The organism is Streptomyces sp. SD15 (assembly GCF_054462255.1).
The window spans coordinates 19,843-46,240 of the sequence record NZ_JBTLMO010000032.1 but is presented as its reverse complement, the minus strand read 5'-3'; the positions used below and the strand labels follow the sequence as shown (position 1 = coordinate 46,240).

General features: G+C 69.5%; 13 protein-coding genes and 4 pseudogenes. 5 read left to right on the top strand and 12 right to left on the bottom strand.

Annotation, left to right across the window (positions count from 1 at the left end; genetic code table 11):
• Window positions 1-589 precede the first annotated feature (589 nt).
• Window positions 590-2,635: an ATP-binding protein gene (locus ACX28W_RS27970; protein ID WP_459002371.1), complete on the top strand. Its 2,046-nt coding sequence runs from the start codon at window positions 590-592 to the stop codon at window positions 2,633-2,635.
• Window positions 2,636-2,676: 41 nt separating this feature from the next.
• Here ACX28W_RS27970 and ACX28W_RS27965 read toward each other — a convergent pair whose 3' ends face one another.
• From ACX28W_RS27965 to ACX28W_RS27940, 6 genes are all read right to left on the bottom strand, one after another.
• Window positions 2,677-3,255, bottom strand: coding sequence for a sigma-70 family RNA polymerase sigma factor (locus ACX28W_RS27965; RefSeq protein WP_459002369.1), 579 nt, complete (start codon window positions 3,253-3,255; stop codon window positions 2,677-2,679).
• A gap of 127 nt (window positions 3,256-3,382) precedes the next feature.
• Window positions 3,383-4,537 carry a hypothetical protein gene (locus ACX28W_RS27960; protein WP_459002367.1) on the bottom strand — a complete coding sequence of 385 codons (1,155 nt, stop codon included), beginning with the start codon at window positions 4,535-4,537 and terminating at the stop codon, window positions 3,383-3,385.
• 330 nt (window positions 4,538-4,867) lie between these two features.
• Window positions 4,868-6,922 carry an ATP-binding protein gene (locus ACX28W_RS27955; protein WP_459002365.1) on the bottom strand — a complete coding sequence of 685 codons (2,055 nt, stop codon included), beginning with the start codon at window positions 6,920-6,922 and terminating at the stop codon, window positions 4,868-4,870.
• A gap of 406 nt (window positions 6,923-7,328) precedes the next feature.
• On the bottom strand, window positions 7,329-8,873 hold the full coding sequence (locus ACX28W_RS27950; protein ID WP_459002364.1) for an FtsX-like permease family protein: 1,545 nt from the start codon (window positions 8,871-8,873) through the stop codon (window positions 7,329-7,331).
• Entirely contained in the window at window positions 8,870-9,589 is a 720-nt protein-coding gene (locus tag ACX28W_RS27945) for an ABC transporter ATP-binding protein (RefSeq protein WP_459002362.1), read from the bottom strand. The genes ACX28W_RS27950 and ACX28W_RS27945 overlap by 4 nt, the downstream gene beginning before the upstream one ends.
• Window positions 9,586-10,122 carry a PadR family transcriptional regulator gene (locus ACX28W_RS27940; protein WP_459002361.1) on the bottom strand — a complete coding sequence of 179 codons (537 nt, stop codon included), beginning with the start codon at window positions 10,120-10,122 and terminating at the stop codon, window positions 9,586-9,588. Before ACX28W_RS27940 ends, ACX28W_RS27945 begins: the two co-directional genes overlap by 4 nt.
• 952 nt (window positions 10,123-11,074) lie before the next feature.
• Between ACX28W_RS27940 and ACX28W_RS27935 the strand changes: the two genes are divergently transcribed.
• The 3 genes and pseudogenes from ACX28W_RS27935 to ACX28W_RS27925 form a co-directional block, all read left to right on the top strand.
• Window positions 11,075-11,827 (top strand): alpha/beta fold hydrolase, encoded by a 753-nt coding sequence (locus tag ACX28W_RS27935; RefSeq protein WP_459002359.1) that lies wholly within the window; start codon window positions 11,075-11,077, stop codon window positions 11,825-11,827.
• Window positions 11,828-12,276: 449 nt separating this feature from the next.
• Window positions 12,277-12,380 (top strand): annotated as a pseudogene (locus ACX28W_RS27930) (HipA family kinase); the annotation flags it as partial.
• A gap of 157 nt (window positions 12,381-12,537) precedes the next feature.
• Window positions 12,538-13,452, top strand: a pseudogene (locus ACX28W_RS27925) (penicillin acylase family protein); the annotation flags it as partial.
• 185 nt (window positions 13,453-13,637) lie between these two features.
• Here ACX28W_RS27925 and ACX28W_RS27920 read toward each other — a convergent pair.
• From ACX28W_RS27920 to ACX28W_RS27900, 5 genes and pseudogenes are all read right to left on the bottom strand, one after another.
• Window positions 13,638-15,188 (bottom strand): acyl-CoA synthetase, encoded by a 1,551-nt coding sequence (locus ACX28W_RS27920; protein WP_459002358.1) that lies wholly within the window; start codon window positions 15,186-15,188, stop codon window positions 13,638-13,640.
• Window positions 15,185-16,297, bottom strand: coding sequence for an NAD(P)H-dependent flavin oxidoreductase (locus tag ACX28W_RS27915; protein ID WP_459002357.1), 1,113 nt, complete (start codon window positions 16,295-16,297; stop codon window positions 15,185-15,187). Before ACX28W_RS27915 ends, ACX28W_RS27920 begins: the two co-directional genes overlap by 4 nt.
• A gap of 82 nt (window positions 16,298-16,379) precedes the next feature.
• Window positions 16,380-17,945: a phytoene desaturase family protein gene (locus ACX28W_RS27910; protein ID WP_459002355.1), complete on the bottom strand. Its 1,566-nt coding sequence runs from the start codon at window positions 17,943-17,945 to the stop codon at window positions 16,380-16,382.
• A gap of 94 nt (window positions 17,946-18,039) precedes the next feature.
• Complete coding sequence (locus ACX28W_RS27905; protein WP_459002353.1) at window positions 18,040-20,346, bottom strand: serine/threonine-protein kinase; 2,307 nt, start codon at window positions 20,344-20,346, stop codon at window positions 18,040-18,042.
• 62 nt (window positions 20,347-20,408) lie between these two features.
• Window positions 20,409-21,207, bottom strand: a pseudogene (locus ACX28W_RS27900) (oxygenase MpaB family protein).
• A 149-nt stretch (window positions 21,208-21,356) separates the two neighbouring features.
• Here ACX28W_RS27900 and ACX28W_RS27895 point away from each other — a divergent pair.
• Window positions 21,357-22,155, top strand: a pseudogene (locus ACX28W_RS27895) (IS5 family transposase); the annotation flags it as partial.
• 724 nt (window positions 22,156-22,879) lie between these two features.
• Here ACX28W_RS27895 and ACX28W_RS27890 read toward each other — a convergent pair.
• Complete coding sequence (locus tag ACX28W_RS27890) at window positions 22,880-26,392, bottom strand: family 78 glycoside hydrolase catalytic domain (protein WP_459002351.1); 3,513 nt, start codon at window positions 26,390-26,392, stop codon at window positions 22,880-22,882.
• Window positions 26,393-26,398: the final 6 nt, after the last annotated feature.

The following is a 26,398-nucleotide window of genomic DNA, read 5'->3' as shown; positions in this document are numbered from 1 at the left end:
CAGGCACGTCTTCGGCGTACTCCACTACCTCCACCACCGGCGAGAGGGACTGGTGACCCTCAAGATCGTTCCTTATGTTCAAGCCGGCAGTGCCGGCTTCCTCAGCCGTCCTGGGACTCCCCTGCCGGGTCTGCCGTGCGCATTCCGCAGGCCGGGAGAAGGACGGTGAGGGCGACAATGCCTCCTGCTCTGCCCGGGCCGCGGCTGGAACGCCTCTTGCCTGTCCCGGTGCAGGAGCGAGGGGTAAAGAACGGGTTCACTGTGCAACTCCCCTGGTGGCGCCCGGCGTCCGGGTGCAGGACGCCGCAGACGTCCGCGCAGAGCCGGCCCGGCATGTCTCTTGATATCCACGTCCGCGCTGTTGCCCCGGTTCAGCAATCGCCGCGAGGCCGAGCCGATCGCCGAACCGGGCCGGGCCGGGCTGCCCGCAGCTACCCGCCGACCGCACCTCGGTCGCGGGAGTGACGCCGCTTCACAGCAGCGTCCGGGGCCGGGAACAGGCGGTCTACTGACCGGTAACCTGTGAACCCCGGGCGGCCTGTCGGACCCTGTCATACGGTTGAGCTGCGGGTCCATCGAGGGGGAATCTGTGCATCAGCGTGCTGCGCTAGGGGATGTGCTGAAGGCGGCGCGCGATCGCGCGTTCGTCGGCCGGAACGCAGAGCTGGCGTTGTTCCGGTCCGCGTTGGCGGGCGACACCGGAGCCTGCCCCGTTCACTTCCTGCACGGGCCGGGCGGAATCGGCAAGTCGACCCTCGTACGCCAGCTGGCTCGTGAGGGACTCCGGGCAGGGCGCCACGTGATCGAGGTGGACGGCCGGACGGTCGCTCCCACGCCTCAGGGATTCGCTGCGGCTGTCGGGGAGATCCCTGCGGAGCCCGGAGTGGTGCTACTGGTGGACACGTTCGAACGCTGCCAGGGTCTGGAGGGCTGGTTGCGCAACGAATTCCTCTTTGGCCTCCCCTTGGGCAGCGTCGTGGTGATCGCCGGGCGCCGCGGGCCGGACGCCCGCTGGACCTCGGATCCCGGGTGGTCGCAGCTGCTGCGCGTGACGTCCCTGCGGAACCTGCCCCCCGACGACGCTGCCCGGTTGCTGCACGCGCGCGGCCTGCCGACGGGGGCTCATCAGGCAGTGCTGTCCTTCACCGGCGGCAACCCCCTGGCCCTCTCGCTGGCGGCGGCCGTGGCCATCAGGGAAGAGGGAGACGTCAAGTCCGGCTGGAAGCCCAGTCAGGACGTCATCGCCACCTTGCTGTCCAAGCTGCTCGGTGACATTCCCACCCCGGCGCACCGCAGGGCCCTGGAGATCTGTGCGCATTCCTACGTCACCTCGGAATCACTGCTGCGGGCCCTCGTAGGCGAACAGGCGCCCGAGTTGTTCGCCTGGCTGCGCCAGCAGCCCTTCATCGAAGCGACGGACGCGGGCCTCTTCCCGCACGACGTGGTCCGTGAGGCGCTCGAGGCGGATCTGCGCTGGCGGGACCCAGACGGCTTCGCCAACATGCACAGAGCCGTGCACCAATACCTCATCGAGCGGGTCCGCGCGGTTCCCGAAGCGCAGTTGCTCCAGGCCACCAGCCCCCTCATCTACCTCTACCGCAAGGAAGCCTCGGCCAACTTCCACAAGTGGCGCGACGGGGACCATGTCAAGGACGAGCCGTACGCGGAGGAGGACCGCGAGCGTGTGCTGGAGCTGGCCGAAACCGCCGAAGGCGAGGCGTCTGCGGACATCTGCCGGTTCTGGCTCGACCAGCAGCCCGAGGCATTCCGCGTCTACCGCTCGACGCAGACGGGTGAGATCGTCGCGTTCTTCGCGTGGCTGCGCCTGCGAGAGCCGCTGGGCACCGACATCGACCCCATCGTCGACGCGGCCTGGGCACATGCCCGATCCGCCGCACCCCTCAGGCTCGGCGAGCACATGGCTCTGGCCCGCTTCCACGTCCACCCACCGGTGTACCAGCGCACCTCGCCGCCGATGGATCTGATGCACTGGCGCGGGCTGGGGGAGATCTTCCGGGCCGACCGGCAGGCCTGGACGTTCGTCGTCAAGCGCGACGACGGGCACTGGGACGCATACATGCACCACTTCGCGATGCCGTCCGTCGGCCGTCGGCCCCGCGTCGGACCGCACCCGTACGTCTTGTTCGGCCACGACTGGCGGGCTCAGCCTGTAGGGCCATGGCTGGAGGAGAGGTCGAACACGATCCTGGCCCACAAGCTGAGACGCGGCGCATCGTCCCCATCCGGGGAGCACGCAGAACTTGTGGTGCTGTCCAGGCCGGAGTTCGACACCGCGGTGCGCGACGCCCTCCGTGCGATCCGGCGCCCGGACGTGCTCGCCCGCAACCCTCTCAATCGCAGTCGAGTGGTGACCCAGAGCGCCACGACTCTGCCCACGCTGCTCACCAACGGCATCGACGCCCTGCGGGAAGGGCGCTCGGGCGACAAGCACCACCGCGCCCTGACCACGACGTACGTCGCGGGCACCCCGACCCAAGAGGCTGCCGCCGAGCGACTCGGACTGCCGTTCAGTACCTACCGCAGGCACCTCACAAGCGGAATCGAGCGTCTCATCGATCTGCTGTGGCGTAGCGAACTCAACGGAACCACGGTCAACGGAGGAAACCCCACGTGACTCCCCCGGCAGGACCGGCGACACCGCCGGACAGAACGGCGTCAGGAGTGGGTGATGCCGTTTGCGCGGAGGGTGTCGCGCAGTGCGCGCACGGCGTAGTGGCTGCGCGATTTGACGGTTCCCGGGGGCACGCCGAGGACTCGGGCGGCTTGGGCGACGCTGTAGCCGCGGTAGTAGACGAGAGCGATGACGTTGCGATGGGGAGGTGCGAGCCGGTCGAGCGCGTCGAGAACGACCTGGGTGGTGAGGATCGCATCGATGGCGTCGTCGAGGGGGAGGCTGAGGTCATCGGCGGGTTGGGTTTCGGGGGGTCTGACGGCACGGGCGCGGTGGTGGTCGACGGCGAGGTTGCGTACGACGGTGAACAGCCACGGACGGATGGAGACGGGGTCGGTCGTGGCGGTGGTGCTGGTGAAGTTCTTCCAGGCGCGGACGGTAACTTCCTGGAGAAGGTCTTCGGCCTTGTGCCAGTCGCCGTTGAGGAGGCGGGCCGCGTAACGCAGAAGGGGGGTGGCGTGGTGGTGGTAGACGGCGCGTACGAAGTCCTCGCAGCGGTCGGACCGCGGGAAGACGGCAATGGCGCCGGGTATCGGTGTGCCGGTTTCCGAAGTCCGCCTCATGTACTGACATCCTTCACTTGATCAACGGAACGGCTGCGTGGCATATCTCGTTCCTGCGTGGACCGGGGTACGCCGGGACTCGGACCGGCGCCCGAGTGCTGCGGCTCGCCGGTGTCGTCGTCCGCACCTATGTGGTGCTGCGGCGGGCGAGGGCCTCGACGAGTTGTGCGCGGGTCGGGCCCGTCCGGGTGGAGGACGCGGCGTCGGCCGAAATCGCTGAGAACCGGACCTGCAGGTCGCGGGCCAGCAGGACCGGGGTGACCGGCGTGACGTCCTGCCGGCCGAGAACCTCGTCCAGGTCCGCAGTGGGAGGAGAGAGGTTCCCCGAAGCACCTTCGTTTCGCGCCCGGAGTCGTTCCTCCCAGTCGGTGATCCGATGGTGGAGGGGTGACAGCAGGTCCTCCGTGAGGCGGTCGAAGCGCACCACGGTGTCCTCGACACCGCCTTGGCGCAAGGCGTCCCTCAGCAGGACGGTGTGCAGCAGTCCCATGGACGGCCCCAGACCGAGCAGGGGATTGGTCGCCGCCCACGCGTTGCCGACGCTCACCGTTCCGGTTGCCACCGGTCGCCCGCCAAGGACGAACCGCCGGTAGCTGCTCTCCACGCGCGGTGTGACCCATACACCGGGCGATGGGTTCCCCGTGAGGGGAGGCAGCAGCGGCTCGTAGAGTCTTGCCGCCCGGCTCCACGCGGACGGTCCGGCGAGCGGGTAGAGCTGGAGGTCTTCGTCGCTGATGCCCAGGGTCATCGAGCAGGCCCCCCGGCCCGCCGATACCAACGCCACGGTGACGCCGTCGAAGTGGTGCAGGGACCATCTTGCGCGGCCGGGGCACGCCTCGAGTGAGTCGAAGCGCCGTGTGTACAGGCGCATACCGCTGTCCTGGCGCTCTTCCAGCGGCCGGGGGGCGCCGATCTCGCTCAGCTGTCTGACCATGTTCGAGCCTCGGCCCGCCGCGTCGACGATCAGATCGGCGAGCACGGCCTCACCTCCGTTCGTCAGGACGCCCTGGACGTGCGGCCTGCCGGGCAGACGCTCCTTGCCTGTCAGGAGAGAGGCGACACCGACTCCGTGGTCGACCCTGATGCCGTCGGTCCTGGACATCTCGTCCTTCAGAATGCGGGCGATGAGCGTGCGGTGCACGACAGGATCCCGCCCATGGCCAACGGCGTTCAGCGAGGCCAGAGTTCGCGCCACAGCGGGTAGCTCGCCGGACATCATGCGCATGGCCTCGGCGAGCAGGACCAGAGGGCGCTCCCCTGCCGCCCACAGCCGATCGGACACCCCGTCGCCATGCCCCCGGGAATCCGGCCCCAGCGTCGGAGGGAGGGCTGGACGTGGGTCGAGAACCGTCACCCGATGTCCTTCTGCCGCGAGCAGCAGGGCGACCACTGCGCCCACAGGACCCACACCGCACACCACAACATGCATCCCACAGCCCTTCTCCGTACTCAAGGGCATGAGCATGTCGGCATCCGCTGCTCACTTCACAGACCGGTTTTCTGCTCACCTTGCCTCTCGGCACGGACGACAGGACCGGCGAGCGGGATCACCGGCCTCCCGTCACCGCAGCGCAGCACAGCGGGTACCGCAGTGGCCTCCACCGTGGCCGGGTCAGGCGGACTGGCCCGCCTCGCCGGTGCTCGCCAGGCCGGTGCCCTGGAGCTCGTGATGCCACAGCAGGTCGCTCATCCTGTCGATGCCCGATGCGAGGTGTCGCCGATAGGTGCTGAACGGCAGTCCGAGGCGCTCCGCGGCCGCCTCCTGCGTGGGGGCTCCTCTGAAATACGTGGCGGTCACCGCACGATGACGCTTCTCGCCACTGCGCTCGTCCAACAGGGCCTCGGCGGAGGCGGCAAGAACCTCGGACAGGCTGCGTCGGCCATCGACGACCAGTCGACTGCGGTTGAGCGGATTGCCGGCGAGCACCGTCGGTTTGCGCAACGTGCGCAGTGCTTCCCGGACCGCCGCGTCGAACTCAGGCCGTGACAACACGACCAGCCCGCCGCGCGCGGGCGACGGCGAAGGGGGCATGGGCGCGCCCGACAGCATCGCGGCGCTCTTCTCCTGCAGCCAGGCGTCGGCCGGTTGCGCGCGCCAGTCGTGGCCGAACAGTGCGTAGCGGTGGTCGCCGACCGCGGGCCGTTCGTCGGCGGGCAGCAGGTTGAGGTCCCGTAGGTAGTCGTTCCAGGACCCGGTGTCCCGCATCACGGCGTACGACCAGGTGAGCCGGTCTGCGCGGATGTACTCCGATGTGGCGCGCCACTGCATGAAAGTCATCGGCGCGGAAGGGAGCTGGTACTCATCGGGATACACCGAGAAACGGGCCAGTGCCAGGTGCTCGCCCGGTCTGAGCGGCCCGTTCGTCCGCGCGTGCCGCCAGGCCGCGGCGACCACCGGATCGACGTCCAGGCCTTCCGGCTCCTCGATGCGCAACCAAGCGGAGAACGCGAGGACCTCACCGGTCTGGGTCGACCGGTACACGCGGAACGCCTCGGGCCGACGGTCCAGCCAGACGGCGGCCACTGCCGCGGATTCCTCGCCCTCGGCCCTGCTCGCCAGCTCCAGGACGCGGTCGCGATGGTCTGGACGGTACGGCTGGTCCTGGAACAGGCCCGCCTCGCGCCAGTCGTTGAACTCCGACATATGACCGTCACTGCGGTAGAGGTAGGTCAGTGCACCGGTAGTCTGGAGCACCCGGGACTCGGGTACGGAGCGGACCTGGGAGAGGAAGTACCGGCGCATCTGTCCGTGCATCGCGGCGAACCCGTCCGGGTCGCGCCACCGCAGGTCCGCCTCCAGTGACTCCCGGACGGCGTCGTGCGGGAAGAGCCCGGCGGCCGAGGTCTCGACGTACGGCTGGACGCGCAGCCAGGAGAACAGCTCCGGTGCGTCGTCGCCCATGAGCGCGCGGAGCAGGGACTCGGACGTGACGTAGGCGTGGGCACAGATCTCGAGCGCCTGGCGGTGCAGAGGGCTCGGCGTGTCCCCGATGAGGAGGGGCAGGAGCAGGGCGACAGCGTCCTGATCGGGGCGCCAACCGGACGTGGACGCCTCGTCCTTGACCACGAGGGCGGCCGCCAGCGCGAGCGCGAGCGGGTTGCCGCCGGTGAACGACAGCAGCGTCGTGTGGACGCGGGGCGGCACGCCGCGCGTGGTGAGGAACGCGGCGGCGTCCGAGGGTGCGAGGTTACGCAGGGAAGAGACCTGCAGCAGTCCGCTCCACCCCGGATCGGCCGTCCAGCGGGGGTCGAGGGCATTCCGCCCAGCCACCACCACGATCGCGCCGCCGGGCAGTTGCGGCAGGAAGCGTTCCCACAGCCAGCCCTCGAGCCCCTGGCACTTCTCGAAGGTGTCCACGAGCAGCACCACTCCCGGCGTTCTCACCTGCGGCCCGGCCGCCGCGGCGAAGCCCTCCGGCGTCGGATCGACGGTCCGGCCGTCCACCTCGACGACCGTCCGGCCCGCCCGGTGGGCCTCCCTGGCGAAACGGCGCAGCAGCATCGACTTGCCGATACCGCCCGGCCCGTGCAGGTAGTGGATCGGGCACGCGCGGGCGTCGCGCGCCAACGCGGCCTTGAACAGCGCGAGTTCTGCCTGCCGCCCGACGAAGGCGCGATCCCGGCCGACGGTCAGGCTGTCGTCGATGACGCCTTCGTTCCCGCTCATCGATTCAATGGCCCTCTCCCAAAGTGTGCATCCTGACCAGGGCACGAAGTGCCCCTCATCGCGCCGGTCCTGGCTCTGGGACGACTCGGCCAACAGTACGGGCGCCGGGTCACTCCCCGCTCTTGTGGCGCTGCTTCCCGAGGAAGGCGCGGAGGACGCTGTTGACGTCGTCGGCGTGGGTCCGGAGGAGGCCGTGGGAGGCTCCGGCGACGCCGGCCGCGGTCAGGCAGCCGAAGCCCCTTGCGAGGAGATCCGGAGGTGGGCTGGTGGGGCACGTCTGCGTTCCTTTGCCGGAGGGACGGGGACCGGGGTGCGCGTAGCACCGGTGGCATCGCTTGCTACGCGGAAAGCCGGGTCTTGGTTCAAACCTCCGGAACGAAAGGCGGACCGGCGTGTTTCCCGGAGCTCAGGCCGTGCGCAGTTCGCCGGCGCGTGTGCTCATGCGCAGGAAGAGCAGGGAGACGAGGGTGACGACCGTGGTTGCCGTAATCGCTGTTCCGGCGAGCATCAGCACTTGATCCCACGGCGTGTTCACGATGACGGGGACTTTCTCCGCACTGACCAGGACGCTGTGTGCCTGGGAGTAGGCCTGGTCCTCGCAGGCGCCGATGCCGTCTCCCGGCAGTGGTGAGCAGCGCCAGGTCTGCATGTCCACGGTGTCGCTCGCGTCGGGGACGGCGAAGCGGGGCAGCAGAACGCCTGCCAGTACTGCGAGGCCCACGGCCGGGGCGACGGGAGCGAGTGTCTGCCAGCCGATCGCGCGGGCCAGAATGCGTCGGGGCGTTCCGGTGGCGATCAGGGAGGCGAGTGCGCGCCGTTGGGCGAGGACCGTGTCGGCGAGCGCCACGAGCAGTCCGGCGGCAGCGATCACCAGGGCCACCAGGGCGGCGTATCCGACGAGTTCGTAGGCCCGTTCGTACAGGCCGGTGCCCGCCGGTTCGTACGGCTCGCCGACCAGTGCGGCGAAGCGGCGGGTGTTCTCCTGCTGCGCGGAGACGGAGGCCACCGTCAGGGCGGCGAGGCCGGCCGCGGCCGAGCCGATGACCAGCGCGACGAGCATGGCGGAGAAGGTACGGCTGCCCGACCAGGGATCGGCCGTCATGCGGCGGCCTGCGAGAAGTCCGGCGGGCTTGCGGGCGTACCGTTGAAGGATGCGGCCGATGGTGTACGTGATCCAGCCCGTGCCCGTGACGACGCCGATGCCGACGGCGAGGACGCCGATGACGACCAGCCCCCCGGTGATGAGCAACGGTGCGTCGTCGGCCCGCGGGTTGCGGGTGAAGTACGAGTGCACGGGCTCGACCAGTGCGCAGACGCCGAGCCCGGTCGCGATGAGCACTCCGGGCGTGACACGGGGCTTGCGGCGCCGGGTCCTGCGGACGACGCCCAAGGGGGTGCGGGCAGCCCTGCGCAGGGTGAGTACGGTCAGTGCGGCGACGGCCAGCGGGACCCCCAGGGCGATGCCGGCCATGGCGGCGGCATGGGGCAGCACATCCGTGGGCAGGGGGCGGCGGCCCTGCGCGTCGGGGGCGTCGAGCAGGGCGCGGCCGAGGAGGAACACCGCGAATCCCGCCGCCGCTCCGGGGAGGGACGCGAGTCCCGTCTCCACGGCCACGATGCTGATGATCTGACGTGGTGTCGCACCGGCCATCCGGATCGCGGCCAGCCGGTGCTCGCGCGCGGGCGCGCCGAGCCGGCTGCACTGCGCGACCAGGGCGAGGGCCGGTACGGTCAGCAGCACCATCGCGAGGGCGACCCCCGGACGCAGCCCGCTCTCGTTGAGCAGTTCGTTGGTGTAGCGCACCGCCAGGGCGGGAGGCACGGCGATCACCGCGGCGGCGCAGAGCAGCGTCACCGTACCGAGGGCCGAACTGAGGGCGGTCAAGGCGATGCGCACGTGATCCGAGCGGCTGCCCGCCACCGACAGGCGCAGTGTGGTCAGCAGGTTCACCGGCCGTTCTCCGCCCCGGCTCCGGAGTGTCCCCAGGGCGCGCCGAGCAAGGCGTCGTCGTCGCTTTCCAGCATGCCGTCGCGCAGGCGGATCTCGCGATCCGCGTAGGCGGCGACCGTGGCATCGTGGGTGACCAGCATGACGCTGGTGCCCTGGGTGCGGGCCGCGCGGACCATGTGGCCCATGACCATCTCCCCGGCGAGGGTGTCCAGCGCACCGGTGGGTTCGTCGGCGAAGAGCACCTTCGGCCCCGTCACCAGGGCGCGGGCGAGCGCCACCCGCTGCTGCTGGCCGCCGGACATCTCCCCGGGTAACTGCTGGGCCAGCTCGGCGACACCGAGACGGTCGAGCCAGTTTGCTGCCTGAACCGTCGCCTGCCGCCGACCGGTTCCGCCCAGCATCAGGGGCAGTGCGACGTTCTCCACCGCGGGAAGTTCCACCACGAGCTGGCCGAACTGGAACAGCACCCCGAAGTCGGTGCGCCGCAGCAGCGAGCGCCTGGCTTCGCCCATGTTGTCGATGCGGGCGCCGCGATAGAGGACCTCCCCGCCGTCCGGGCGCAGGATCCCGGCCATGAGGTGCAGCAGTGTCGACTTGCCGCACCCGCTGGGGCCGGTGACGGCAACGATCTCGCCTTGCCGCAGTGCGAGTGACACGCCGCGCAGAGCCGGGCTCGAACCGTACGACTTCGTCACGGCACGTGTTTCGATCATCATCGGTGCACCTCCAGGCGCAGGTCGGCGACGCGGTCCGTTGCGGTCTGCATCCACCGCAAGTCGGCGTCGAGGTGGGCGATCGCCAGGTCGGCGGCGAGTACATCGGCAACGGCCGAGCCCGGGGTGGTTTTCAGCGCTGTCAGTTCACGCATGCGCGCCAGGTGGGCGGCTCTTTGCCCCGACAGGTGTCTGCGGGCACCGGCCTCGTCGGCGACGAGCAGGGCGACCACCGTCTTGGCGAGGAGGACGCTCGACAGGTGTGGAGCGGGAGGTTCGGGCGTACCCAGCCAGTCGAGCAGCAACCGGCGACCGTCGTCGGTGACTTCGTACGCCGTGCGGTCCGGACCGCCGGCCCGGTCGTGGCCCGCCGCACGTGCCAGACCGTCGCGGACGAGTCGATTGAGCGTCGCGTACACCTGCCCGAAGGCCAGCGGCCGTGCGCTGGGCAGGCGAGTGTCGTGCGCTCGCTTCAGCTCGTACCCGTGCAGGGGGTGCGGCGCGAGCAGTCCGAGAAGGATGTGTGAGTTGGACACGTCCCTCACTATTCATCAAGCGAATAGATGAGTCAAACACAGCCAACTCCGTGCTGAGACACGGGAGAAGGCGTAATGACGAATTGACTGTGGGCCAGGAGGAGCGCACCAGCGGCCAGTACGGAAGCGCCGCTCGCGAGAGTGTTGACGGCACGTCAGGCAGGCCGGGCGCGCCCAGCACCCCGTATCCCTCCGCGACACGGTCCAGATCGCCACGACCTCCTGCCGACCGGAGGCGCTACGGCTCCGCAGCGGCGCCCACCCGGTACTCGGTGTCCCGAGTACCGCCTGTGGAACATGGACGGCCGAGGTCCGTTCATCGGCGCCGTCACCCCGAGGAGTCCGCGCCGTGTCCGGCCGCGCCACGCGGGTCGCCTGCGCGCCGGCACCGGATCGACGGTTCTCCGGGCAGAACTCGCAGCGGCGGCACCACGGCCTTGATCACCGAGGACTGCATCAACCACCCGGTGCAGCTGGCGCATCCGGGAATCGGCAGTTGCGTGGATATCGACGCGGCGCAGGCCGAGGCGACGCGCCACTCACTACTGGCCGCACTCGCCGGTCAACGCCGACGACCGGGGCTGTGCCATGGGCGCTCCCTCTCATTGCCGACGGCCTGCACGGTTGCAGGCCTCAGCGTTCCTACGGCACGGAGCAGCCGTCGGTTCAGTACCCCGTTCCTCAGCCAAGCCCACACCAGGTACACGGCCCAGGGCCCGGGCCAGTACCTCCGCACGCCGAGCCGATCCGGTTCAGCGCTGCCGCCGCATGGGGTATTCGTGCCGGTATGCGTGATGGCGGCAGGGCGCCGGAGCGAACCCGTGAACCGGCCCGCGTCGGGGTGTCGTCCACCGTGTGAGGTCTAGTGAACCTGTTCCTCGATACCGCCGTAGTCACGGATGGGCCACTCCCGCACGGCCATCCGCCGCCTCCCGAACAAGAAGGAATTTTCATGACGGCAGTCTTCGTTCACGGCGTACCCGAGACCGGTGATCTGTGGAACCGGCTGCGGGCCCGCCTGGGCACCGCTTCGGTCGCCCTGCGGCTTCCCGGATTCGGTGCGCCCCTCCCCGACGGATTCGGCTCGTCCATGGACGAGTACGTGGAGTGGATAGAGAGGGAACTGCACGAGCTCAATGGCCCGATCGACCTCGTGGGACACGACTGGGGAGGCCTCCTGGTGGCACGGATCGCCGCCAGGTCCCGTGTCACTCTGCGCAGTTGGTCCGTAGATGTTGCCAGCATCCTTCACCCTGCCTACGTATGGCATGACATCGCACAGCTCTGGCAGACACCGGTATCGGGGGAGGCGTGGGCGACCACCACTCTGGAGGACACCGACCCCGCGAGTCCTCTCAGCGCCTCCGGACAACTGCGAGCCGCAGGCGCTCCCGAGGACGACACCCAGGCAATGGGCGAGAGCTTTGACGCGACTATGGCCTCGTCCATCCTCGCACTGTACCGATCCGCGACCCCCAATCCGTACGCACACTGGGGGACGGAGCTGATGTCACCGACCAGCGCTCCGGGCCTGGTTCTCCACCCGACGCTCGACCCGTTCGACGGTCCTGCCTCACAGGTGGTGGCCGCCACTCTTCGCGCGCGCTTCGAGCCCCTCGAAGGCCTGGGCCACTGGTGGATGCTCCAGGACCCTGCTGGCGCGGCCGGCGCCCTGGAGAAGTTCTGGGCAGATCTGGGCGCGTGACCGCCGGGGCGCCAACAGCCTCGGCCTTGGCGCGGCACACATGGCCGGCCGTCGGCTCCCACTGCCCCCACCCGTCCCGCTCGTCGTCGTCATCGTCAGCGGCATCACGGGGAGCGGCGACAGCCGGACCATGACCCTTTGGCCGAAACTCCCCGGATTCCCCCAGGGCTGATTGCGGACCGTGCTGCGACCGCACTCGATCCGATATAGGCCTTGGAATTGAAAGGGTAGGCGCGAGGAGACCTTGGAATGGAGCTACAGAAGTAGCTCTGACTTGCCATTCGTATCCCCGCGAGCAGGTGATCCGCCATCCCGGTATCCTCGCCCGGGCGATCTCGGTACCTGGAGTCACTCACTCCCCGGTGTTGACTGGTCGGGACTCGGAAAGGTGAGTTACTCCCTGGGAGCGCCTTGGATGTGCAGGGTTGCCGGCCGTGTAGCCTTGGAAGATATTGACAGAAGTCACGGCGACTCGCTATGTCACGCCCTTGCGTGAGGGGGCTCGCTTCCAGGTGTTGTCGAGGCCGATGACCTCGGCATATATGTCATGAAGTTGCCCATTAGGTCCTGCTGACCTGCGGTGATGTGGTCGTGTCCGTCTCTGAACTGCGCAGATGACTCTTTCAGCGCCGTTCAGGATCGTGTGGTGTTACGCAGTCGATTCTCCCCACGCGCTCCCCAGCACTCCTCGAACTCCCCAGATTCTCCCCAGGGATGACCCCCGCGCCGAGAACTCCAACGACAGCGCCTGGCTGGCCAACGCGGACCGGCCGTTGACCGGGTACGAGCGGGTCTTCGGCACGATCGCAACGCCGCGCTCCCTGCGCACGCGCGGCGCGGTCGAGGACGTGGCGGCGATGGCGGACAAGGGCCGTCTGACCGTACGGGATCTTCAGGCGCAGCAGTTCGCGAACCGCGTGCCCGCGGGTGATCTCGTCGCGGACGACGCGGCGCGTGGGTGTGCCGCGCTGCCCGGTGGCACGGCAACGAGCAGTGATGGCACGGTCGTCGATGTGTCCGAGGCGTGCGGCGTGCTGGGGGCATGGGACCACTCCATGAACACCGGCAGCCGGGGCGCTCTGCTGTTCGACCGGTTCTGGCGGAAGGTGACGGCCGCGGTCCCGGCCGCGCAGCTCTGGAAGGTCCCGTTCTCGGCGGCGGACCCGGTCCACACCCCGAACACGCTCAACACCGAAGCGCCGGGCTTCTCGAGGGCGCTCGCCGACGCCGTGATCGAGTTGCGCACGTCGGGCATCGCGCTCGACGGGCGGCTCGGCGCGAACCAGTTCGTCGTACGGGGCGGTCAGCGCATCCCCGTGCCCGGCGGAACGGAGTCGCTCGGCGTGTGGAACAAGGTCGAGCCGGTGTGGAACCCGGCGGCCGGCGGATACACCGAGGTCACCACCGGGTCGTCGTACATCCAGGCCGTCGGCTGGGACGGCGGCCGCTGCCCGGTCGCCCGCACCCTGCTGACGTACTCCCAGTCGTCGAACCCGAACGCGCCGCACCACAGCGACCAGACGCGGCTGTTCTCGGGCGAGAAGTGGGTCACGTCCCGCTTCTGCGAGAAGGACATCCTGTCGTCTCCGGGGCTGAGGGTGATCCGCGTGAGCGCACACCGCTGACGGCAGGAATGTGGTCCCGCCCCCCTCGGGGGCGCTGTTGACGACTCCGCCGCCGGGGGACCCTCCTCGGAAACCGTGAACACTCTCGCGGAAAGTGTTCACGGTTTCCGGCACCCATGGGGGGCCTTGGGGCTGTCCGGCGAACAACTCTCGGGGCGTATGACAGGTCGCCGCCCTGACCCGCGTCATACCACTCGGGTGCGGCCCTCCCAGTACGGATCCCGCAGCCGCCGCTTGTACAGCTTTCCGTTCGGGTCGCGCGGCATCGTCTCGATGAAGTCGACGCTCTTGGGGCGCTTGTACCCGGCGAGCTGCCGCGCGCAGTGGTCCAGGATGTCCGCGGCGAGGGTCGCTCCCGGTTCGTGTCCGGGCGCGGGCTCGACGACGGCCTTGACCTCCTCGCCCCAGTCGTCGTGCGGGATGCCGAAGGCAGCCGCGTCGGCGACGGCGGGGTGAGTGAGCAGCGCGGCCTCGATCTCGGCCGGGTAGATGTTGACCCCGCCCGAGATGATCATGTCGATCTTGCGGTCGCGGAGGAAGAGATAGCCGTCCTCGTCCAGACAGCCCAGGTCGCCGACGGTGAAGTAGTCGCCGATGCGGTTCTTCCTCGTCTTGGTCTCGTCCTTGTGGTACGCGAATCCGCCGGTGCTCATCTTCATGTAGACGGTGCCGAGTTCACCGGGCGGCAGCCGGTTGCCGTCGTCGTCGAAGACGGCGAGTTCGCTGATGGGCCATGCCTTGCCGACCGTGCCGGGTTTCTTCAGCCAGTCCTCGGTGGTCGCGAAGGCTCCGCCACCCTCGCTGGCCGCGTAGTACTCCTCGACGCTGTCGCCCCACCACTCGATCATGGCCCGTTTCACATGGTCCGGGCAGGGGGCGGCGCCATGGATGGCGTGCCGCATCGACGACACGTCGTAGCGCGCCTTCACCTCGTCCGGCAGCGCGAGCAGGCGGTGGAACTGGGTCGGCACCATGTGGGTGTGCGTGCACGCGTGGGCGTCGATGACGCGGAGCATCTCCTCGGGCGTCCACTTGTCCATCAGCACCAGGCGGTGGCCGATGTGCAGGGAAGCGCCCGCGAATTGGAGGACGGCGGTGTGGTAGAGCGGTGAGCAGACGAGGTGCACATGGTCGTCGAACGGCTTGATGCCGAAGATGCCGAGGAAGCCGCCGAGGTACGCCTCCTCGGGGAGCTTGCCGGGCAGCGGACGCCGGATGCCGCGCGGGCGTCCTGTGGTGCCCGAGGTGTAGTTCATGACCCAGCCGAGGGTGCGGTCGGCGGGCGCCGACTCGGGCTGCCCGTCGAGGAGTTCGGCGTACGGTCGAAAGCCCGCCATCTCGCCGACCGCGTACCGCTGTGCCGCGGGGAGCTTCGCCTCGTCGGCGGCAGGGCGCGCCGCGTCGGCGAACCGTTCGTGGGCGATGAGCACCTTGGCACCCGAGTCCGCGACGATCCAGGCGATCTCGGGGCCGACAAGGTGGTGGTTGACGGGCACGAGGTAGAAGCCGGCCTGCGCGGCGGCGAGGTACGCGACGAAGAACTCGACGCCGTTGGGCAGCACGACCGCGAAGGCGTCGCCGCGCTCGAGCCCCGCGGCGCGCAGCCCGTGGACCAGTCGGTTGGCCGAGGCGTGCAGGCGTCCCGCGGTCCACTCGTCCCCGTCCGGGGTGATGAGGACCGTCCGCTCGGGGTCGGCGGTGGCCTGGGCCCAGAAGCCGTTCGGCGATGTGCTCATGACCGGGCGCTCCTTCCCGCGATCCGGTTGATGCGGTCGACGGCGCTCTCGAAGCCCCGGGTCAGTTCGTCGAAGACGGCCTGGACGCTGCGTTCGCTGTTCATCCGGCCGACGATCTGCCCGACGGGTGTCCCGAGCAGCGGCTCCACCTCGTACTTCTGGATACGGGAGACCGCCTCGGCCACCAGCAGCCCTTGGAGCGGCATGGGGAGCGTGCCGGGGCCGTTCGGGTCGTCCCAGGCGTCGGTCCACTCGGTACGCAGTTGACGCGCCGGCTTGCCGGTCAGGGCGCGCGAGCGGACGGTGTCACCGGACCCGGCGGCGAGCAGCTTCCGCGTCACGGCGGGCGAGTGCATGTCGGCCTCGGTGACGGTCAGCCATATGGAGCCGAGCCACACGCCTTGGGCGCCGAGGCTGAGCGCGGCGGCCACCTGCTGACCGCTGCCGATGCCGCCCGCCGCCAGTACGGGCAGCGGGTCGACGGCGTCCACGACCTCGGGAGTGAGCACCATTGATGCGATCTCCCCGGTGTGGCCGCCCGCCTCGTAGCCCTGCGCGACGACGATGTCGATGCCCGCCTCCGCGTGCTTGCGCGCGTGCCGGGCGCTGCCCGCGAGGGCCGCGACCAGCACCCCCTGCTCATGTGCGCGCTGGACGACGTCGACGGGCGGTGAGCCCAGCGCGTTGGCGAGCAGCTTGATCGGATAGTCGAAGGCGACGTCGAGCTGGGTGCGGGCGACCTGCTCCATCCACCCGGTGATGCGCCACCCGGACGCCTCCCCCTCGGCGAGTTCCGGCACACCGTACTTGGCGAGGGTGTCCTTGACGTACTGCCGGTGCCCCTCGGGAATCATGGCCTCGACGTCCGCCTCACTCACGCCCTCGACCTTCTTGGCGGGCATCACGACGTCCAGGCCGTAGGGCTTGCCGTCGACGTGCGCCTCGATCCAGTCGAGGTCGCGCTTGAGGTCGTCGGGAGAGGTGTAGCGGACCGCGCCGAGCACGCCGAACCCGCCCGCCCGGCTGATGGCCGCGGCGACGGCGGGAAACGGCGTGAAGCCGAAAATGGCGTGCTCGACTCCCAGTTCCTTGCTCAGCTCCGTCTGCATGGCCGCAGAATGCCGCAGTCCTCGGGACGAGGGAAGGCTTTTTCTGATGCTCCGTCAGATAACTTGCAGCTTCGGACGGCCCTCAGCGTCCCCTCGCGCCGTCCTCCAGCACGGCCATGGCCGCGTTGTGCCCGGGCACCCCGCTCACCCCGCCGCCGCGCACCGCGCCCGCCCCGCACAGCAGGATGTTCGCGTGCCGGGTCTCGACGCCCCAGCGGCCCGTGCCCTCCTGCGCGTACGGGAAGGCGAGGTCGCGGTGGAAGATGTTGCCGCCGGGCAGGCGCAGGTCGCGTTCCAGGTCGAGCGGGGTTTTCGCCTCGATGCACGGGCGGCCGTCCGCGTCGATGGCCAGGCAGTCGGCGAGCGGTTCGACGAGGTGCGCGTCGAGCTGCGCCACGGTCGACCTCAGCAGCTCGTCGCGGACGGCGTCGTGGTCGCGTGCGAAGAGCCGGGCGGGTGTGTGCAGGCCGAAGAGGGTGAGGGTCTGGTAGCCCTGCTCGACCAGGTCCCGGCCGAGGATGCTGGGGTCGGTGAGCGAGTGGCAGTAGATCTCGGAGGGCGGCGCGGTGGGCAGTTCACCGGCCGAGGCCTGCGCGTGGGCCGTCGCCAACTGTTCGTAGCCCTCGGCGACGTGGAAGGTCCCGGAGAACGCCTCGCGCGGGTTGACGGAGCTGTCGCGCAGCTTCGGCAACCGCTTGAGCAGCATGTTCACCTTGAGCTGGGCGCCCTCGGCGGGGGCGGGCGGCTCGTCGCCGGTGAGGGTCGCCAGCTCCTGCGGCGAGGCGTTCACGAGGACGTGCCGGGCCTCGACCACGCCCTCCGCGTCCGCGGTCCGGTAGGTGACCTCGGCGGACCGTCCGTCGGTTTCGATGTGTACCGCCTCATGGCCGGTGGCGATCACCGCGCCCGCGCCCCGCGCCGCCGCGGCGATCGCGTCCGTGAGGGCTCCCATGCCGCCGACCGGGACGTCCCAGGCGCCGGTGCCGCCGCCGATCACGTGGTAGAGGAAGCAGCGGTTCTGCCGCAGGGACGGGTCGTGGGCGTCCGCGAAGGTGCCGATGAGGGCGTCGGTGAGGACGACACCTCGTACGAGATCGTCGGCGAAGTACTTCTCGACGGCGACGCCGACCGGCTCCTCGAAGAGCGCCCGCCAGGCTTGCTCGTCGTCGACACGGCCACGCAGCTCCTCGCGCGTGGGGAGCGGCTCGGTGAGCGTCGGGAAGACCCGCTGCGCGACCCGGCCGGTCATGCCGTAGAAGGTCCGCCAGGCCTCGTACTCGCGGTCCGATCCGGTCAGCTGCCCGAACGCCTGCCGGGTGCGTCGCTCGCCGCCCCCGACGAGCAGTCCGGTGGGCCGTCCGTCGCGCTCCACGGGCGTGTACGAGGACACCGTGCGTCCGCGGACCCGGAAGTCGAGGCTCAGATCCCGCACGATCTTCCGGGGCAGCAGGCTGACCAGGTACGAGTAGCGCGACAGCCGCGCGTCGACCCCGGCGAACGGCCGGGTGGACACGGCGGCGCCGCCGGTGTTCCCCAGGCGCTCGAGCACCAGCACGGACCGTCCGGCCCGGGCCAGGTAGGCGGCGGCGACGAGGCCGTTGTGGCCCCCGCCGACGATCACGGCGTCGTATCCCTCGTGTGCAGGCATGGTTCTTGGTAACACGCGATGATCTAGGACGGCCAGAGGTGCGCGGCAGGCGGCGGGCACCCGGATGGGGCGGGGGCTCCCCTTCCGGTGGCCCTCAGCGCCGTTCGGCCCGCTGCTGCTGCAGCGCCGCCACCCTCCGGTAGAGCTCGACCGCCTCCTGGCCGCGCCCCAGCTGCTCCAGGCAGTGGGCTTCGTCATTTCGGCTGGCCAGGGCGTCGGGATGGTCGGCCCCGAGGACGCGCTCGCGGGCGGCGGCGACGCTCCGGTACTCGGTGAGGGCGTCGGCCCAGCGGCCCAGCCAGCCGAGGCCGACCGCGACCTCGCGGCGGCTGACGAGGGTGTCCGGGTGATCGGCGCCGAGGACGCGCTCGCGGATCGCGCCCACGTCGCGGGACTCGGCGAGCGCCTCCTCCCAGCGCCCCATCCGGCCGAGGTTGACGCCAAGTCCGTGCCGGGCGCGCAGGGTCTCGGGATGGGCGGGGCCGTACACCCGGGTGCGGTCGTCGATCAGGTCCCGGTACAGCTCCAGGGCCTGCGCGCTGCGGCCGAGCCGGCCGAGGCTGATGCCGACCTCGTAGCGGGCGGAGAGCGTGTCCGGGTGGTCGGGGCCGAGCGCCTGCGCACGCGCCTCGGCCACCTCCCGATAGGTGTGCAGCGCCTCGGGCCAGCGCCCCAACTGCCCGAGTGCGTACGCGACTTCGTACCGCGTGACGAGTGTGTCGGGGTGGGTCGCGCCGAGCACCCGGGCACGGGCGGCGGCGACCTCGTCGGCCATCCGGTACGAGTCCTCCAGGCGTCCCAGCCTGCTCAGATTGAAGGCGAGGTTGTGGCGGCAGCGCAGGGTGTCCGGATGGTCGGGCCCCATGGCGCGCTCCCGGGCGGCGAGCACGGACGTGTACGCCTGGTGCGCCTCGAAGTGGCGGCCCAACTGGCCCAGCACATACGCCACTTCCTGACGGGCGGCCAGGGTGTCGGGGTGGTCGGGGCCGAGCACCCGCTCCCTGGTCCGGGCGACATGGGCGTACTCGCGCAGGGCGTCGGCGGGGCGCCCGGTGCGGCTGAGCGTGAAGCCGACCTCGTAACGGCTGGCGAGCGTGTCGGGGTGATCCGGGCCGAGGGCGTGTTCGCGTTCGGCGGCGACCGCGCGGTGCACCTCGCCCGCCTCGGCCCACCGGCCCAGCCGCCCCAGGCTCAGTCCGGCGTTGTGCCGACCCGTAAGCGTGGTGATCAACTCCGGTGCGGGGGCGGAGCGTTCGAAACGCTCCGGCGCCTCGGGGCCCGCGACGGACGGGCGGGCGATCCAGTCACCGGTCAGGCCCGCCGCGGCGTCCGGCGGAGTGACGCGCAATCCCGTGCCGGTCGCCTTGTGGCCGGTGGTCATGCCCCGGGTCCAGGAGGGCAGCCGGGGCTCACGCGACGGCGGCAGGGGCTCACGCGGGGGCGGTCCGGGCTCGCGCGACGGCGGCGCCTGCGTCGACGACGCCAAGGCCCGTCGCTCCTGGTCCGGTTGGCCCACGACGGGGGCGACGACGGTGGGCACGTAGACCGCAGCCGTACGGACCGCACCGATCCGGTGGCCCAGTTCACGCGCGTCCTGCGGGCGCTGCTCCGGCTCCTTGGCCAGCAGGTCCAGGATGATCCGCTCGAAGTACTCGGGAAGTTCGGCGCGGTGGTGGCGCGGTGGCTCGGGCGGCGTGTCACGGTGCCCGATGAGGATCGCCCACGCGTCGTCGAGGTCGAACGGCGGTACCCCGGTGGCAATTTCATAGAGCACACATCCGAACGAGTACAGGTCGCTGCGCTGATCGACCTGGGCGCCGCCGATCTGCTCCGGCGACATGTAGTGCGGGGTACCCATCGCGATGCCGGTGCCGGTCAGCCGGGAGGTGAAACCGATGTCGTGGCCGAGGCGCGCTATGCCGAAGTCGCAGATCTTCACCGTGCCGTCGCCGAGCCGCATGATGTTCGCGGGCTTCAAGTCCCGGTGCACAATGCCCTGTTGATGGGTGTAGGCAAGGGCGGCGGACACCTGGTCGGCGATCTCGACGACATCGGCGACCGGTAACGGATGCTGCTTGTTGTCCTCCAGGAGCTGGCTCAGGTTGCGCCCCTCCAGCAGCTCCATCACCAGATACAGCACGCCGTCGGACTCGCCGAAGTCGTGCACCACGGTCACGCCGCGGTGCTGGAGCGCGGCGGCCACCCGGGCCTCGCGCCGAAACCGCTCCCTCAGGACACGGGTGAAGGACTGATCATGATGGGGACCGAGCGGCTTGAGACACTTCACGGCCACCTGCCGCCCCAGCGACTCGTCACGGGCGCGCCACACCTCACCCATACCGCCCCGCCCGATCAGATCGAGCAGCCGGTACCGGCTCTGGATCAGCCTCGTCTCCGCCATCTCGTGCGATCGCCCCCGTCGCTGCTCGCCGCGCCCTCCCCTGGCCCGTCCAGTATGGCGAGTTATCTGCCGACTTTGTATGGCGCCGGGCGGGAGCCGGGGCCGAGCCGTGACATGGCCCGCAGAATATGTTTGGGAGGGAGTTGCCAGCGAAGACGTGCGGGAACACAGCGCAGCAAGGTGCCCGTGGCACGCAGGCGCCGGGTCACCGCGGGGGGGCGGCGGAGCCGGTCTGCCGTACAACTCGTGGGCGTACGGCGGCAGAGCGGCGTACGCCAGATGCGCCACGCGCCGCCACAGCAGGGCGCGCGCCGGCACGAGCAACGGATGGGTCGGCGGGCGCAGCAGGAAGTCGTCCACGTCCCGCGCCTCGGTTCCCGCGGCCAGCTCCGGCAGCACCTTCTCGAAATACGCGGCGAGTTGGCCCTGGTCGGCAGGTACGACGTCCTGGTCGAGCCCCACCAGCCGTGCGCTGACGCGGTGTTCACCGATATAGCGATCGGCCTGCGCGTCCGTGAGAGGGAACCCCGAGCGCCGCAGCACGTGCAGATAGGAGTCGATCTCCGCGCAGTGCACCCACAGCAGCAGCTCCGGCTCGTCGACCCCGTACCGCTCCCCCGTGTCCGGGTCCGTCGCCGTGAGCATGCTGTGAATCTTTCGTACGCGCGCCCCGGCTTTCTCAGCGGCCTCACTGGTTCCGTACGTCGTCGTCCCCACGAAGGTCGCGGTCCGCATCAGGCGGCCCCAGGCGTCGCGCCGGAAGTCAGAATTCTGCATGACTCCGCGCACCGCGCGCGGGTGCAGGGCCTGGAGGTAGAGCGCACGGATCCCGGCGACCCACATCATGGGGTCGCCGTGCATCTGCCAGGTCACCGAGGAGGGCCCGAAGAGCCCCGGGTCACCTGCCTGAAAGGCCTTCACACCAGCAGTGTGACGAAGATTTTTAGTTGGCACTAGGTTCTGTCCGGCGGATCATGCGACTGTCTGATTGCCTCGTCGTTGTTGAGGGCATGGGGCGGGGCGATCTGACGAATGCGGAGTGGGTGCGGCTGGAGCCCTATCTGCCGGTTGCCGGACAGCGCGGCGGGCGGTGGATCGACCATCGGAAGGTGGTCAACGGGATCTTCTTCAGGGTTCGAACTGGCATACCGCGGCGGGATCTTCCGGAGCGTTTCGGCAGTTGGAAGACCGTGTACGAGCGTCATCGGCGGTGGTCGGCGCACGGCACGTGGGACCGGATCCTTTGTGCCGTCCAGGCGGACGCAGATCTGGCCGGCCGCCTGGACTGGAGCATGGTGAGTGTCGACTCGACGTCCCGTCGTGCCCATCAGCATGCGGCAGGAGCACGCAAAGAGGCACCCCGCGTCCCGAAAAAGGATCACGCCCCGGCGTCACCGCCCTGACGAGGGACTCGGACGGTCCCGGGGCGGTCTGACCTGCAAAATGCACCTCGCTGGTGAAGGCGGATGCCGCCCGCTGGCATTCCTCATCACCCCGGGCCAGTGGGGCGACGCACCGCAGATGATCGATGTCCTCCGGCGGATCCGAGTACCCCGGCCAGCAGGTGGTCGGCCGCGGACCCGGCCGGAGCACCTGGGCGGCGACAGGGCATACAGCTCCCGCCGTAACCGCCGCTACCTGCGAAGACGCCAGATCAAGCACACGATCCGCGAACCGAAAAACCAGCGGGCCAACCGCCGGCGCCGTGGCAGCAACGGCGGCCGGCCCACCGACTTCGACCGCGAGCTCTACAAACGCCGCAACGAAGTCGAGCGCACCATCAACCGGCTCAAGAACCACCGTGCCGTCGGTGAGGTCGAATCGGGGCGCCCTGCCGATGTCTCCATCGGTGGGTTTCCCCGAGCCGCCTCCCGAACCCGGCGTGCCCGTCTCCGGGCGCAGGGTTCTCCACAAGTCCCGTTCTGGGCTTCTGCGCTACGACAAACGCGCCTACGTCTTTCACGGCACCGTCACCACAGCCGCTATCCGGCTGTGGCTCCGGGCGTGATCCCTTCAGGAGGGGTTCAGCGCTGCCGGAGAAACGCGGCCTCGCCGCGCGGCTGGCAGCTGAACAGCGTGCGAGGACCGTGGCCACCGCGCCGAACGTGAGTGGGCACCTGTTCATATCAATCGCATTCGGGCGCCGGCAGGGATCGGCGGCATTCAGCAAAGGGCTGACTGCTCCCGGGAGCCCCGGATCATGTCCACACCGGTCGCCCCGCCGGCTAGTCCCTCCGTATGACCTGGCCCGGAGCGCTCAGGGCCCGCTTCCGGGCCAAGCCTGGGACCACGTTCCGCCTGACCAGAGGAGCGACAAACTATCGGAGGTCTGGCACGTTCGGCGATACGAGGCAGACATCGCCCACCGCATGCCAGGTCTCCTCCTCCACGCCGCCGCCCCTCGGTCACCTCCGCCTGTTCGACCACCCGAGGCTAGTCAGACCAGGACCTGTGCCAGGCCTTCCAGCGACTCCTGTGCGGCTGAGAGGCAGCCGCCGTCCCAGCTGCGTTCATGGACAAACTGCACCGTCAGTCACAGGCCCCTCTCGACGCGGGCGATGAGCGCTTGCAGCGCCGCTTCCTGGGAAGCTGTCAGCGTTCCCTTATCAACCTGCCGAGCGGTCCAGTCACTGATGTCACCCAGACGTGCCCGGGCCCGATCCACGTGTTCGTCGATGCTCTGCGCGCCACCCGCAACGTAGGCGGTCCAAGCGGCCTTGACGGAGGTCTGGACCTGTCGGGCCTTCTCGCTTGCCGTCGGCGCGCCCGGAGCGTCCAGGCTTGCCACCAGCTCACGCAGCTCTCCGGCTGCCTCCTTGGACTCGCCGAGGCCGCCGAGGACGGTGTCGACGCCGAAGCTGTAGGACCCCGACCCGACCTCGAACACGGCTGTCCCGTCCTCCATGCGGAGGAACCGGACACCCTTGGCGGCGTCGGCCGGCCGGCCGCCCTCGGTGACCGCCCAGCGGTTCTTCGTCGGCACGTGGACCTCCGCGACGGTGTTGACCGGCACCGTCACCTTCAGGTCGAAAGCACCGTTGTGGGTGCTCCACTTCGACGACAGACAGCCGTAGACGGTCTTGAGGCTTCCGGAGCCCTTCGTCAGGTCTCCGCCGGGCACCGGCGCGATCCGGGAGCGCTTGTAGCCGGGGTCGATCGCTGAGAGGCCGCCGATGTTCTGGAACATCCAGTCACCCACGGCGCCGTAGGCGTAGTGGTTGAAGGAGTTCATGTCGACCGGGCCGAAGCTGCCGTCGGGCATGATCGAATTCCAGCGCTCCCACATGGTGGTGGCTCCGTTGACGACCTCGTAGCCCCAGGACGGGTAGTCCTTGTGCAGCAGCATCTTGTAGGCCAGGTCGTCCCGGCCGATCCTGCTCAACGCGGGCAGCAGCAGCGGTGTGCCGATGAAGCCGGTCCTGAGGTGGTAGTCGGTGAGCGCCAGTTTGGCCATGAACTTCTCGCCGGCCTTCTCGACCAGTGCCGGATCCGAGATCAGGTCCATGCCGAGGGCCAGCGCGTATCCGGTCTGCGAGTTGCCCTTGACGGTGCCGTCAGCCGCGACGTACGCCTTGGTGAAGGCGTCGCGGATGTCAGCGGAGAGCTTGCTGTAGTCGGACGCCGCCGCTTCATCGCCCAGGGCCGTGGCCGTCTCCGCCATCATGCGGGCGTTCTCGGCGTAGTAGGCCGTGCCCAGGATGCCCTGCTCGGTCGGGTCGTCCAAGTGCAGCCAGTCGTTGGTGAAGAACGCGGTGCGGCCGGGCTCGAGAAGGTCCGGTCCGGCGCTGTTGCGCACGAACTGGAAGAACTTCTGCATGGCGGGGTAGTTCTCCCGCAGGATGCGGGTGTCGTCGTAGGAGCGCCACACGTGGTAGGGCACGGTGATCATCACGTCGGACCATCCGACACCGCTGTCGCCGAACTGGCCCTGAGGGGTCGGCACGACCGCCGGCAGGTCACCGTTGGCGTACTGCGAGTTGCGCACGTCCGCCATCCAGTGGGACAGGAACGCGCGGGTGTCGACAAGGTAGTTGGCCGTCGGCGCGAACAAGCTGATGTCTCCCGTCCACCCCAGGCGTTCGTCGCGAGCCGGGGTGTCGGTGGGGATGGAGAGGAAGTTGCCCCGCTGGCTCCATGAGATGTTGCTCACCAGTTGGTTGAGCATGGTGTCCGAGGTCTTCAACGTGCCGGTGGTGGGGAGGTCGGATCCCCACACGACGCCCTTGACGTCGGAAAGCGCGGGAGACTCGTTCACCCCGGTGATCTCGATGTAGCGGAAGCCGTGCTGGGTGAAGGTGGGCTCGTAGGTCACCGTTCCGGATTCGCCGAAGACGTAGCGGTCGGTGACCCGAGCACTGCGGAAGTTGTCGGTGTAGAGGGTGCCGTTCTTGTTGAGCACCTCCGCGTAGCGGATCTTGACCGTCTGGCCGGCGGAGCCGGTCAGAGTCAGCCGCGACACGCCGACCATGTTCTGACCGAGGTCGTAGACGTAGGTCCCGGCGGTGGGCTCGGTCATCTTCTGGGCCTTGAGCACTTCGGTCTGGCGCACAGGCTCGTCGCTCTGCGGGACCAGGAGCGCGGTCCGGGACTCCAGGCTCGCGGCGGGCTCCCACTTCGCGTCGTCGAATCCCGGCCGGCTCCAGCCCGACGGCTCCATACGGGCGTCATAGGTCTCGCCGTCCTGCAGGTCGGCCTTGACGTAGGGGCCGTCCGCCGCCTGCCACGAACCGTCCGTGGCGATCCACTGGTCCGACCCGTCGGTGTAGGTGATGTGCATCTTCGCCACGAGAGCGGGGGTGTCACCGTACTGGCGGCTCCAGCCGAGCCCGACCTTACCGGCCCACCAACCGTCCGCCAGGGACGCGCCGATCGCGTTGTCGCCGTCGTCGAGCAGCTTCGTCACGTCATAGGTCTGGGACTGGAGGCGCTTGTGGTAGTTCGTCCAGCCCGGGGCAAGCACCTGGTCGCCGACCGGCCTGCCGTTGATCTCCAGCTCGTAGAGGCCGAGTGCCGATGCGTAGACCCGCGCCGAGGCGACCTCCTTGCCGGCCTTGGTCGCGAAGTCCTTGCGCAGCAGCGGCAGTGGCCGGGCCGCGGGTTCGTAGAGGGCGTCCGTGGTGCCCGACACCACGAGGGCGGAGTCGACGATCTCACCGCCGATGAACGGGTTCCGTCCGGACACGAAGTCGGTGTTGAGCAGCGTGCCGCCGTCGGCGCTGGTCACGACGGCGTCGTAGACCGTTCCCCGTTCGCCGCAACACGCGTGTGTGCGGAAACCGATGTAGCCCTTCGTGAACGTGGTGTCCGTGAAGGTGTCGACCAGCTTGCCGTCGAGGGTCGTCTTGATGGTGGTGCCCACCGCGTCGTAGCGGACGGTGTGTCGGCCGGCGAGGAGACCTGCGTTGGTGAAGCCGTAGGGCGCGAGATCCACCTGCTGAACCACGGTGTAGTTGCCCTTGATCTGCTTGTGCAGCCTCAACATCGGGTTCGGGCCCGTCACGTTGAACTGCCACATGTACCCGTTGCTCACATCGGGGGCACGCAAGAACATGCCGAAGGCAGCGCTGTCGAGCTTGAACTCGACCGTGGCGGTGTAGTCGGTCCACCTGTCCAGCTCACTCGCAGCCACAGGACGAGTGATCCACTGGGCACCGTCCCAGTCGCCGGGGCCCAGCAGGCCCGACTCGAAGTACGCATGCGCACTCCACGGACTGGCGACTCCCTTGTCGTCCCAGGCACGAACGCGCCAGTAGTAACGGGTGGCCGCCTCGAGGTCAGAACCGCCGTACTGCACGCCGACCTGGCGGTCGGACGCCACCTTCCCGGACGACCACACGTCAGCAGACCCTTGCGTGCGGCCGACCTGGATCTCGTAGGCCTTCTGTGATGTCGCCCGCCTGGTCGACGCCAACTGCCAGCCGAAGACCGGGTCCTCACCGCCGATGCCCAGCGGGTTCACCCGGCCGTTGGTGGACAGTGCCTTCACGGCGAACGGCACGTCCGGCACCGACGCCGCGTTGGAAACTGAGGCCGGTAGGGCCGCCATACTGCC